Raw genomic sequence first — 9,016 nt, forward strand, 5'->3', positions numbered from 1 at the left:
ACGAAAAGGCCCGCATGTAAGCGGGCCTTTTTTTTGAAGGTGTAGCGTCCGTCAGGCTACCGAAGGACCATGCCGCCAAAGCCCAGGTTCAGCGACAGCTGGTTGGCCACTGCCGTGCCGAGCTTGTTGGCGAACCTGTCCACCACGTTCTGCTTGCTGCTGAAGTCAACGATCCGCTCTACGCCTACTACCTCGCGGGCCACGTAATCGGAGTCACCCAGTCGGTCGATTAGACCAAGGCCAACGGCCTGCTCTCCTGTCCACACCAAGCCGCTGAACAGCTCGGCATCAGCACTATCCTTCAGTCGCTCGCCGCGACCGGCTTCGACCGCCGCTATGAACTGCTTGTGCGTTGCCTGCAACACGCCTTCCCAGAACTTGGTTTCCTTTTCGTTCTGCGGCTGGAACTGGTCCAAAAATGCTTTGTGCTCGCCCGAGGTGTAGACACGTCGCTCGACACCCAGCTTCTGCATCAGCTCGACATAGCCGAAGCTGGCGGCCGTCACACCGATGGAGCCGACTAGACTGGCTTTGTCGGCGAACACCTGATCGGCAGCGCTCGCGATGTAGTAGCCGCCTGAGGCGCCCAGGTCAGTGATCACCGCGTAGACCTTGATGTCCGGGTGCAGTGCACGCAGCCGCACAATCTCATCGTAGACCTGGCCGGCTTGCACCGGGCTGCCGCCAGGGCTGTTGATCTCCAGGATTACGCCCTTCGTATTCTCGTGTTCGAACGCTCGCGTCAGCCCGCGCTTGATGTTTTCTGCGCTGGCTTCCTGGCCATCAGCGATGACGCCACGCACCTTCACTTTGGCCGTGAGTGGTGTATCCCCGTCGATGCCTTCCAGATCCGTGTTCCCGCCGACAGCAACGGCTGTCACCACGATGACAAGCGTGGTCAGCCGGAAGAAGTTTTTCCAGCGTCGTGCGGCGCGTTGTTCCTTGATGCTCGCCTGCAGCGTGCGCTCTATCACTTCGAGGCTTTGGTCCATGTGTGTTCCTTGTCTGGGTATGTCGGGGGAATTAAACACCGTGGTGGCCTTTTGCTAAACAGGCCCGGTACGAACGGTAGGAGTCCCACGCAGAAAGCGTGAGGAGGATCTGGCAATGCTCAGTGAGCAGGTGCGTAGCATCAGGGGCTAGGCACCGTGAGCCCATCCAGGGAAAGCGGTGGTTCTGTGCCGAGGTGGCAGGTCAGTGGCTCGGGGTGCCACGTTCGATGACGCCCTGGCCAGCGAGCCAGTCGATGATCTTCTGCACACTCTCAGGCACACCAGAGGGCACCGCGTAGACCATTCCGCTCTGCAGGACGGCCAGAATGCTGCGATCCGAGAACGAGAAGATGGCCATGTCTGCGGCCGGCTCGATGTGCACATAGCTGGCTCTGTCCAGGGCGGTCTGGAGCAGCCATTCAAGGTCGCGGCTTGGGTTCGGCTCGGGGGTGAGCTGAAGCGCCAGCTTGAGCGCAAGTCGCTCGCGGGGAGGGATCGAGCTATCGGCTGATTTCAGGAGGAGATTGTCTCTCTCGATCAGCAATGCCTGAAGTTTGCTCACGCCATCATCCTCAATCCGGCAGTGGGTCGGCTGGGGTAACCACCCCGGCACGGTCAATCGTCGTCGAATAGAACGCATCGACGGTTTTGCTCATTCCCGGCATCTCTATCGCGCCTATCGTGTGATAGGTGATCAGCCCGTAGAGATTGGGCTTGTCCTGGCGGGCGGTGATGCAGAAGAAGCCGCTTGGCCCTTGCGTGATCATGTCCGGCCCAGCCTCGGGCAAGAATCTCAGCGCGGCGTCGCGGAAACCCTCGGCACGCTCGCGGGTGGGGAATGCAAACACCTCCAGCCAGCATTTGTCATCATCGGATAGCACCTGGAACGCCTCAATCTTCGCCTGCGGCACTCCCGGCCATGAACCGTTCGCGTACTGCTCAGCTGGCGTCAGCTGGTATTGCAGGAAAAAACTCCCATCGTGAACCGGCTCTGACCTGCCCTCGTACAGATCGAGTACCGGATAATGTGCCCGGTACAGTTTCGGGAAAACAATTCCGGTGCGGTTGCACTTGAATCCTTCGCTGAAACTCTCCAGTGGCTCCGGCTTACCACCAGCCTGCTTGGCCATTCGCTTCTGCGCGAAATCTGCCATGTTGGCCACGTTCTCGGCGCCGGCCTGCAACTCGTCCATCGGGTGCTCCTGTAGCGGGGGGATCATCTAGCCTTACGTGGGCGATCAGACGACACAGATTTTTCCTGCTCGAACTGATTTGCCGCCTCAACGTGCCGCTTGTACTCAGCGTCAGTCATCAGCCCGGCGCGGCGCAACTCGCTCAACCTACCGGATCGGTAGTATGCCGCGATCATTCGAGTGCTGGGCTTCACGCGGATGCCCTGGTCATGTACTCGACGAAGAATTCCAGCCAGAGGCCGGCGTTATCGTCTCCCAGCACCAGCGGATAACGCTCCGGGTCCTTGGCGTGTTGCGCCTGATACTCGGCAACAAAGCCTTCGAGGTCCGAGCGCACCTCGGCGACGAATTCATCCAGCGTCTGGCTCATGTACTGCTACCCCTCGGCAGGTTATTCGTTGACGGCATCCCGTAGGGCGGCCTTCCAACCGATCTTCGACCGGATGGCCGTGCACACCACGTCGCCCAGGGCGCCCCAGAGAGTGCCGACAATCGCGAGGCAAAGGCTCCAGACATCCAGAATCACCAGCCATACGCTCGTTGCGGGCGCATCGAGCTTGATTAGCAGGGCAAGGAGGGACAGGACAACGATGACGTTGCCCCAGCGTTGCGACCACTTCGGTGCAAGTTTGCCTCTCAGGCTTGCCAGAATGATCAGCGCGGCAAGCACGTTGCCGACCCCGAGCAGGGCGATGGAAGCGAGGGTATGTAGAGTCATGCGGGTTCCTTTGGGTAGTGTGTGCGTTTCACCGCTCAGGCCAAGAGCGCCTGCGGTAATCGGATTACTTTGCCGAGCTTGGCGGCGACCAGACAGCGCATGGCTGCGATGGCCGCTGTGTTGCCATATAGCGCTTCCGATGCGTCTATCTGGTACATGGCATCGTGTGATTGGTGTTCCGTCGAGGTGCAGATGCTGTGCTGCCCCATGACGGCGCACCAGACGGGTATCCGCACGTTGTTGCAGTATCCCTGGGCGTCTTTGCCCCAATCGTCGTCGCAACGAACGGTGCTGATGCCAAAGTGCTCGACCAGCAGGCCGCTCAGGTCCCGGCTGGTTGAGAAGGCTGGCAGGTCGGGGTGCGCGACTCCCAAGGACACTGGCTCGCCCCCGGCCGGGAGCAGCCACCCATACTCGTTGGGCTTGGTCGCATTGAGTCCGGCCTGCTGGTATTCGCTGATCAGACACAACGAGCCGATGGCCCACCGCTGAGTTGAGTTGCGCCGGTACTGAGCAAGATCGTCGTCTCGTTCGCGGTCGATGCAGTTCTTCGCCCAGACCCAGCCTTGCGTTAGTGCCACAGCACAATCAAGAGCGCGCCCCGACAGCTCGCCTGCTGCTACTTTGTCGAAGCTCATTGCAGTAGCTCCTTTGGAATGCTTACGCGGGCGCCCAGCTTGCTTGCCACGTAGCAGCGCATGGCGGCGATCAAGTGAGTTGGCCCTTCACCGCTGAAAACGCTGTTGCGGCTGGTGTAGTTCTGGAATTGATGAATGGGTCGGCAGGTGGCGAGCCATGACGTGACATTGCGGCCGTCCTTCTCCCGGCTGCAAACCTCGCTGAAGGAGATAAGCTCCCTGCCGATCAATGGCCCGCCGTAGTTCCAGTCAGTAGACGGACAGTAGTTCTGCGCCGCTGACCAGCCGCTGCTCAGTACCCGATCCACGCCATTGAGGGTAAACCACCAGCACGCCACCGTATCGAAGCGCAGGTTGGTGGCGCCTTCGGACATAGCCACCGCCAAGTCCAGTGCTCGCCCGGTCAGGTCGCAGGCATTCACTTCGATGCAATTCATCAGTTCCGCCCCCCATTGGTGATCTGACCTGCGGCCTCGGGCGCTTCGATGCTGCCGATCTGATCCAGGATTTCCTGGTGGGTATGGGGAAGGGTCGCGTTCATTGGTTGGGCCTCGTGATGGACTGATTTCGAGGTTATTGCAAGGCGGAGGAAACCCAAGCGCATAGCCGCAAGGTAGTGAGAGGAGGACGAGGAGGAGCAAGGCAGATCAGGCACCGCACCGCGCCAGCACTCAGACCGGCGCCAATAAACCGAGCAGCACTTGGATGAGGACGAAGGTGATAGCCGAGACGATCAGCAGCAAAATGCACGCGCGCCAGCCATTGCCTGGATTCAGGCCGAATGAAGCCGCAATGGCGCCGATTGCTACAGGCACCAGCCCAGGAAGGTTCCTGCCAGCGTCGTCGCCCCCGGATTCCGGGACGATCAGGCAGAAGAGCGCGTAGGCAAGGATCATCGCCGTGGCGATGGCGAGGTCCTTCGGTGATGGGTGCTTGATGTCTACGCCCCAGATTTGCATTGCGATTACCTCAGCGAAACGATTGGCTAGAACAGGGGTTGCTGCGGGTGATTTGGATCTGGCTTTGGCGGTCTAAGTGGGTGGCCAAGCTGGCGGCGACACTCGGCAAGCCAGACCCTGTAGGGCCAGCCAGTTCGTTTGCCGAATGGATAGGCCTCGGCGAGCGCCAAGCGCAACGCCTTCAGGTCGCTGCGCCCGACTTCACGGATGGTCTGAGCAACGACAGGCGCTGCCCGATCAGCCCAGGACAACTTTCCCATCCCGGCCTTACGTAAGGGCCGGAATGCCGATGGCGTCCCAATCGGCGGGTTGTGGTTGAAAGCCGTCAGCCCATGGCCACGGGACATCGAACTGATGTTCTTCCGAGGCGAAAACAGCCGTCTCGGTGTCGAGGTAGTCAAGGAACCAATCGTGCGATTTTCCCGGCACACCAACTACCGGCGCAAGGATGGCCACCAGATTGCGGTAGCCGGCAGGCGGTGTCGGTGGCGTCCAGCCATGCAGCAGCTTGGCATGCTGAGGAGGATTGGTGGTGTTCACGCCTTTGTACAACTCGGCGTCCTTGGCTGTGAGGGCCGTGCCGTGGGTGGCGTTCTCGGGCTGCTTGTTGTCGTCGTTCATCATTCCCTTCCAGGGTTGAGGGTGGTCAGGCCGCGCACCGGCATAGCGCCAGTGCGGCGGGTCACTCTGCGGGGCCAGCTCGGTCGAGATGTGCCCTACCGGCGACCGCGTTTTTCTCTTCTCGATAACCGCCAAGCCACGCAATGCCGTGGAACGCGAAGACAGCGGCCCCCACAGCAAGCACAGCACCGCCACCGAACTGGATACTCGCAATGAACCCGAGAGCAGCGAGCTTCAACGCTCGCCCGGCGTAATTGTCCGGCCATTGCGTGTAGACGGCCATGTCATGGCCATAAACGTCCAGCTGCAAGCACCAATAGCCGACCACATTGAGCGCGATCAGGATCAGAGCTGCGACCGACAGCCACTTAGCCAGGCGAAAAACTCCTCTCCAGAAATACGGAAGTTCGAGGCGAAAAGCCGTGAGCCGGCCTTTACTCATTGCGGTGCACCTTGCTCAGGGTGGTCAGGTAGTCGGCTACCTGATCGGCGTCAACCACGGCCAGCGTTTCGGAGCAGCCGTCGCAGCCCAGCACAAATTGGCACTGGACCTCATTGCTCCGCAGCCGTCCGTCCGGTGCACCGGAGGTGACCCTGTTGTGAGTGGCCCAGCTCAGATCGTTCCCGCCACAGGCCTTGCACGTCCGAGCGATGTGCAAGCTAGCCATGAGACGGCGCCTCCTGAGTTTTCGCAGCGGGGGTGGGCGTGACGGCATTCCAGGCGCGGCGATAGACGTGCTCAACACGAGCATCCTGCAGGTGCTGACTGGCAGTAATCACCGCCAGCAGCTCATTGCGGCTGAATTCGGCCCTGGTATCGGTGGGGTGACTGTCGAACAGCATCGTGATGGCCACGGCGGTAGTGTCGCGCAGCAACTGCTCCAACTCGCCGACACGGGCATGCAGAGCCTCGTGTTCGGAGGCCAGCACAACGTCGCGACCTTCGATGTGCGGATGGTTCGGGTGGTAGCGCGTAGCCTGATCCATCACTCCAGCTCCTCGCGCATGAAGTTGACCAGCACGCCCGCGACCGCGACGCAGCGTTCTGCACGCGGCTCGCCTTTGCGCGCCATCGCACGCAGCGTGGTTTGCTCGTTCGCCTCTTCGGTCAGCTCGCGCCCGTAGAACTCGCTCATGAGCGTGCGGGCAATGGCTTCGACCCGGCGACCATCCTCAGCCTCGTAGGCGCTCGTTACGTTGTGCATCAGGCTCACAGGGCACCTCCCTTGGTGTGCAGGACGGCTATTTCAGGAGAATTTTTTCCGCTCACAACCGTCAGCTCCTTTCTTCGATGAACGCCCATGCCTGGGCGCAATTGCGGATTTCGACCAGCCGCCAGCCCGTGGTGACCAGCCGGGGCGAACCGACAACCGCCTGCTTAATCGGGTCATGGACGTTGACGACATCGCCGATGCGCTCGGTCTTGTAGCCGGCCGCGTGCAGTCGATCCTCGATGGTGATGTTCTCGCGGCTCATTGCGCACCTGCCTTCGTGGTGGCGTGTGCGCGTAGCGCGTTGCTCAGCGATTTGAAGCTGCGACGGCCGACCTTCCACTGCCGGTTGCTCACGCGGGTGTAGTTCGCCGTGTACTTGCGGTGCCGAATAGCCGGATTGCTGCCCGATTCGACATACGTGACAGGCCAGCCATCAACGACAGCGGTCGTACCGATCAGCTGGCTGCGCGGTGCCTCTACGGGAACGTGGTTTTCGGTATTCATCATGTCGCCTCGAACTTGCTTGACTGCGATTCCAGCCTCTCATGCCGCTGGCGAATCCCAAGGGCGCCAGGGGCATGCAGCGATCACAACCCAGGATTGAGCCCGTAGACGGCCAGACGCGCAGCCTTGTAATCAGCGAGCGCAACGCCAGCTGCCTTGCAGGCGTTGTGGGCGCTCAGGTGTTCGGCCTGTGCGTGAGCGGCTTCGACGGCGCTGATGATCTGTTCGGCGGTATTGCGTTCCATGGCGGTTTGCTCGGTATCGGCTGGTGATGGATACAGGCTCGCACGGGGCTGGGGAATCCCAAGCCCTCGCCGGAGCAGCCGTTGCACCAGCTGACCGACAGGATTTCCCAGCGGATGTTTTTCTCTGGGATTTCGAGCGGGCATAGGCTATCGCGGCCGGCGTACCGGCAGGCATGCCAATGTTGCAAGGATCTGGCAGGTTTAGACGGCGAGCCGATAGAGCCGCACGGCCTTGCGCTGGGGATTTCGGGAGGGCGTGGAAGTATGGGTGCGACCTAACCGAACCTCTCAAGCAGGCCACCCATGATTCTTTCCGAAAAGTACCTCACCACGCAGGCAAAGCTTCGCGCCAGCCTCTCCCCCCTCGGCTGGCAAGTCACAGACGTAGGCCCTATTGCTCTTGGCACCAAGACCTACCAAACGGCTGTTGGCGAAAAGCAGGCCATCGCCTACCTGCCGCCGTCTGGCGATAAGGCGGCGTTCTTCCAAGCTTCATACTGGAGCGAGGGCCGCAACGTGCTGGCGACGCTGCGGGCCGGCTGGAAGCCCATCACCCACGGTGAGTCGGACGAGGAGCTTCACGAGATGGCGGTAGCGTTCAATGCCGAGGTGGACGCCGAGGTGGCCAAGACCTATGCCATGCGGCTTGCTGCGCCGGAGCAGTAAGGCATCGCCTGGCTGGCACCCTGCAGACTGATGCGGGTGCTTCTACCCGTTGGCGCCGGTGAGTGCCATGTCTGCAGGCGCAGCCGACACCGCGCCGCGCGACGCCCGAACCGTTGGCTCGACGAACTCGGCGTTCAGCAGATCGGCCAGCGCGTCTGCCTCAATTTCGCTCAGGAGAAGGGGCTGCGGCAGAACAAGCACATTCGCCGATAGCCTCAGTTGAAAGTAACTGCGCTGACGGTTGATCAGGTGGTCACCGACTTCATTGACCATCAGCTGCATGCTCTCCCGGTTCTTGAAGAGATGTGCTTCGCCGGAGAACGGGATGTGCAGCTCTATCCCATCGACCGCCACCACGTTGGGGCGGATCTCTACACGGACAGGCTTAGCTTTCGCCTTGCGGGTCAGCCATTCGTTTAGCGCGCTCAGCCCGGCAAGCAAGAAACCCGTCACCGCAACGCCGACACAAAATTCCAGCAAGTAGGGCGGTACCTCGGATAGGGTCACCAATCCGACAATAGGCAAAAGGGGCATCAGGCCGGCACTGAGAAAGGGGACGGTAGAGAAAACGGACAAAATCGTACGCTAAGCATGCGGCCTGTCAGGTTGAGGCCCTAGAGTTTGACGTTTAGGCGTCAGATAATGCAAAAAGCGGCCCTAGTCTGACGCGATGCCAGTGAGCCGACTGACGCCCAGTTGAGGTGTACTTCAACTGGACGCGACAGCGGGTTACGTTGGTTTCAGCGGTAAACTTCTCGACGGTTGCCAAGCTGTACAACCAGTATCCGTAAGGCGCCGTCCTGTATCTCGCAGATTACCCTGAAGTCTCCTACGCGATACCGCCACAGGCCACCCAATGGGCCTGTTAGCGCCTTGCCAGTAGTTCTCGGATCATCCCTGCTGGACACCCGCTCATCCATAAAGTCAAGAATGCGCTTCGCTGACTGCTTGTCGAGCTTCCGCAACTGTGTTTTGGCCGTGTCGGTGTAATCAATCGTCCAGGCCAAGGTCTTTCCTTACGTCCGCAGCAGAGTGAACGACCTCTGTATTTTTACGGACTCGCTCCAGGACTTCAGCCGCGAGGTAGTAATCCTCAAGGTCAGTCAGGCCATGATCGATGATTTCGCGCAGATAGTACGCCTTGGTACGCCCGGTGCTTGTCGCCAAAAAGTCTAGGCGCTGCTCGGTTTCGGGTGCCAAGCGAATGGAAGTGGCCATGTTTAAGGCTCCTATGTGATACGTGTATTCACATTATCACAAATCTAC

Annotated in this window: 20 protein-coding genes; 1 reads left to right on the plus strand and 19 read right to left on the minus strand. The window is 60.4% G+C overall.

Features of this window, described 5'->3' with window-relative positions:
- Window positions 1-56: 56 nt before the first annotated feature.
- The 16 genes from HZR81_RS19880 to HZR81_RS19955 form a co-directional block, all read right to left on the minus strand.
- Entirely contained in the window at window positions 57-992 is a 936-nt protein-coding gene (locus HZR81_RS19880) for a S49 family peptidase (protein ID WP_044316228.1), read from the minus strand.
- Window positions 993-1,194: 202 nt separating this feature from the next.
- The gene (locus HZR81_RS19885; protein WP_044316227.1) at window positions 1,195-1,554 is read right to left on the minus strand and encodes a hypothetical protein; all 360 of its coding nucleotides are present in this window, start codon (window positions 1,552-1,554) and stop codon (window positions 1,195-1,197) included.
- Window positions 1,555-1,564: 10 nt separating this feature from the next.
- On the minus strand, window positions 1,565-2,185 hold the full coding sequence (locus HZR81_RS19890) for a hypothetical protein (RefSeq protein WP_500129055.1): 621 nt from the start codon (window positions 2,183-2,185) through the stop codon (window positions 1,565-1,567).
- A 190-nt stretch (window positions 2,186-2,375) separates the two neighbouring features.
- Window positions 2,376-2,555 carry a hypothetical protein gene (locus HZR81_RS19895; protein ID WP_019407019.1) on the minus strand — a complete coding sequence of 60 codons (180 nt, stop codon included), beginning with the start codon at window positions 2,553-2,555 and terminating at the stop codon, window positions 2,376-2,378.
- A 21-nt stretch (window positions 2,556-2,576) separates the two neighbouring features.
- Window positions 2,577-2,903, minus strand: a complete 327-nt coding sequence (locus tag HZR81_RS19900; protein WP_500129056.1) for a hypothetical protein — start codon at window positions 2,901-2,903, stop codon at window positions 2,577-2,579.
- 35 nt (window positions 2,904-2,938) lie between these two features.
- Window positions 2,939-3,541: a hypothetical protein gene (locus tag HZR81_RS19905; protein ID WP_500129057.1), complete on the minus strand. Its 603-nt coding sequence runs from the start codon at window positions 3,539-3,541 to the stop codon at window positions 2,939-2,941.
- On the minus strand, window positions 3,538-3,978 hold the full coding sequence (locus HZR81_RS19910; protein ID WP_417447125.1) for a phage protein NinX family protein: 441 nt from the start codon (window positions 3,976-3,978) through the stop codon (window positions 3,538-3,540). The genes HZR81_RS19905 and HZR81_RS19910 overlap by 4 nt, the downstream gene beginning before the upstream one ends.
- Window positions 3,979-4,212: 234 nt before the next feature.
- The gene (locus HZR81_RS19915; RefSeq protein WP_181087004.1) at window positions 4,213-4,500 is read right to left on the minus strand and encodes a hypothetical protein; all 288 of its coding nucleotides are present in this window, start codon (window positions 4,498-4,500) and stop codon (window positions 4,213-4,215) included.
- A gap of 267 nt (window positions 4,501-4,767) precedes the next feature.
- Window positions 4,768-5,121 (minus strand): hypothetical protein, encoded by a 354-nt coding sequence (locus HZR81_RS19920; protein ID WP_019406858.1) that lies wholly within the window; start codon window positions 5,119-5,121, stop codon window positions 4,768-4,770.
- A 61-nt stretch (window positions 5,122-5,182) separates the two neighbouring features.
- Complete coding sequence (locus HZR81_RS19925; RefSeq protein WP_500129058.1) at window positions 5,183-5,563, minus strand: hypothetical protein; 381 nt, start codon at window positions 5,561-5,563, stop codon at window positions 5,183-5,185.
- Window positions 5,556-5,789, minus strand: coding sequence for a hypothetical protein (locus tag HZR81_RS19930; RefSeq protein ID WP_500129059.1), 234 nt, complete (start codon window positions 5,787-5,789; stop codon window positions 5,556-5,558). Before HZR81_RS19930 ends, HZR81_RS19925 begins: the two co-directional genes overlap by 8 nt.
- The gene (locus HZR81_RS19935; protein ID WP_019406855.1) at window positions 5,782-6,108 is read right to left on the minus strand and encodes a hypothetical protein; all 327 of its coding nucleotides are present in this window, start codon (window positions 6,106-6,108) and stop codon (window positions 5,782-5,784) included. Before HZR81_RS19935 ends, HZR81_RS19930 begins: the two co-directional genes overlap by 8 nt.
- On the minus strand, window positions 6,108-6,335 hold the full coding sequence (locus HZR81_RS19940; protein ID WP_181087006.1) for a hypothetical protein: 228 nt from the start codon (window positions 6,333-6,335) through the stop codon (window positions 6,108-6,110). Before HZR81_RS19940 ends, HZR81_RS19935 begins: the two co-directional genes overlap by 1 nt.
- Window positions 6,336-6,396: 61 nt before the next feature.
- The gene (locus HZR81_RS19945) at window positions 6,397-6,597 is read right to left on the minus strand and encodes a hypothetical protein (RefSeq protein WP_500129060.1); all 201 of its coding nucleotides are present in this window, start codon (window positions 6,595-6,597) and stop codon (window positions 6,397-6,399) included.
- Entirely contained in the window at window positions 6,594-6,842 is a 249-nt protein-coding gene (locus HZR81_RS19950) for a hypothetical protein (RefSeq protein ID WP_230486014.1), read from the minus strand. Before HZR81_RS19950 ends, HZR81_RS19945 begins: the two co-directional genes overlap by 4 nt.
- An 80-nt stretch (window positions 6,843-6,922) precedes the next feature.
- Entirely contained in the window at window positions 6,923-7,084 is a 162-nt protein-coding gene (locus HZR81_RS19955; RefSeq protein ID WP_213919167.1) for a hypothetical protein, read from the minus strand.
- A gap of 303 nt (window positions 7,085-7,387) precedes the next feature.
- On the opposite strand from HZR81_RS19955, the gene HZR81_RS19960 reads away from it, so the two are divergent.
- Entirely contained in the window at window positions 7,388-7,750 is a 363-nt protein-coding gene (locus tag HZR81_RS19960) for a hypothetical protein (protein ID WP_213919168.1), read from the plus strand.
- Between the two features lie 42 nt (window positions 7,751-7,792).
- Here HZR81_RS19960 and HZR81_RS19965 read toward each other — a convergent pair whose 3' ends face one another.
- From HZR81_RS19965 to relB, 3 genes are all read right to left on the minus strand, one after another.
- The gene (locus HZR81_RS19965; RefSeq protein WP_500129061.1) at window positions 7,793-8,230 is read right to left on the minus strand and encodes a hypothetical protein; all 438 of its coding nucleotides are present in this window, start codon (window positions 8,228-8,230) and stop codon (window positions 7,793-7,795) included.
- Between the two features lie 260 nt (window positions 8,231-8,490).
- Window positions 8,491-8,757, minus strand: coding sequence for a type II toxin-antitoxin system RelE family toxin (locus HZR81_RS19970; RefSeq protein ID WP_005730593.1), 267 nt, complete (start codon window positions 8,755-8,757; stop codon window positions 8,491-8,493).
- Window positions 8,741-8,968 (minus strand): type II toxin-antitoxin system RelB family antitoxin, encoded by a 228-nt coding sequence (gene relB / locus HZR81_RS19975; protein ID WP_005730594.1) that lies wholly within the window; start codon window positions 8,966-8,968, stop codon window positions 8,741-8,743. The genes HZR81_RS19970 and relB overlap by 17 nt, the downstream gene beginning before the upstream one ends.
- Between the last annotated feature and the right edge of the window lie 48 nt (window positions 8,969-9,016).

Origin of the sequence: Pseudomonas sp. LM13, assembly GCF_041381355.1 — a bacterium.
Taxonomy (GTDB): Bacteria; Pseudomonadota; Gammaproteobacteria; order Pseudomonadales; family Pseudomonadaceae; genus Stutzerimonas; species Stutzerimonas frequens.

Bases quoted from the DNA above. Each gene is read 5' to 3' on its own strand.
- HZR81_RS19955 (WP_213919167.1), bottom strand. From the start codon at position 7,084: ATGGAACGCAATACCGCCGAACAGATCATCAGCGCCGTCGAAGCCGCT.
- HZR81_RS19905 (WP_500129057.1), bottom strand. From the start codon at position 3,541: ATGAGCTTCGACAAAGTAGCAGCAGGCGAGCTGTCGGGGCGCGCTCTT.
- HZR81_RS19880 (WP_044316228.1), bottom strand. From the start codon at position 992: ATGGACCAAAGCCTCGAAGTGATAGAGCGCACGCTGCAGGCGAGCATC.
- HZR81_RS19925 (WP_500129058.1), bottom strand. From the start codon at position 5,563: ATGAGTAAAGGCCGGCTCACGGCTTTTCGCCTCGAACTTCCGTATTTC.
- HZR81_RS19960 (WP_213919168.1), top strand. From the start codon at position 7,388: ATGATTCTTTCCGAAAAGTACCTCACCACGCAGGCAAAGCTTCGCGCC.
- HZR81_RS19935 (WP_019406855.1), bottom strand. From the start codon at position 6,108: ATGGATCAGGCTACGCGCTACCACCCGAACCATCCGCACATCGAAGGT.
- relB (WP_005730594.1), bottom strand. From the start codon at position 8,968: ATGGCCACTTCCATTCGCTTGGCACCCGAAACCGAGCAGCGCCTAGAC.
- HZR81_RS19915 (WP_181087004.1), bottom strand. From the start codon at position 4,500: ATGCAAATCTGGGGCGTAGACATCAAGCACCCATCACCGAAGGACCTC.
- HZR81_RS19900 (WP_500129056.1), bottom strand. From the start codon at position 2,903: ATGACTCTACATACCCTCGCTTCCATCGCCCTGCTCGGGGTCGGCAAC.
- HZR81_RS19930 (WP_500129059.1), bottom strand. From the start codon at position 5,789: ATGGCTAGCTTGCACATCGCTCGGACGTGCAAGGCCTGTGGCGGGAAC.
- HZR81_RS19910 (WP_417447125.1), bottom strand. From the start codon at position 3,978: ATGAATTGCATCGAAGTGAATGCCTGCGACCTGACCGGGCGAGCACTG.
- HZR81_RS19950 (WP_230486014.1), bottom strand. From the start codon at position 6,842: ATGATGAATACCGAAAACCACGTTCCCGTAGAGGCACCGCGCAGCCAG.
- HZR81_RS19920 (WP_019406858.1), bottom strand. From the start codon at position 5,121: ATGAACGACGACAACAAGCAGCCCGAGAACGCCACCCACGGCACGGCC.
- HZR81_RS19945 (WP_500129060.1), bottom strand. From the start codon at position 6,597: ATGAGCCGCGAGAACATCACCATCGAGGATCGACTGCACGCGGCCGGC.
- HZR81_RS19895 (WP_019407019.1), bottom strand. From the start codon at position 2,555: ATGAGCCAGACGCTGGATGAATTCGTCGCCGAGGTGCGCTCGGACCTC.
- HZR81_RS19890 (WP_500129055.1), bottom strand. From the start codon at position 2,185: ATGGACGAGTTGCAGGCCGGCGCCGAGAACGTGGCCAACATGGCAGAT.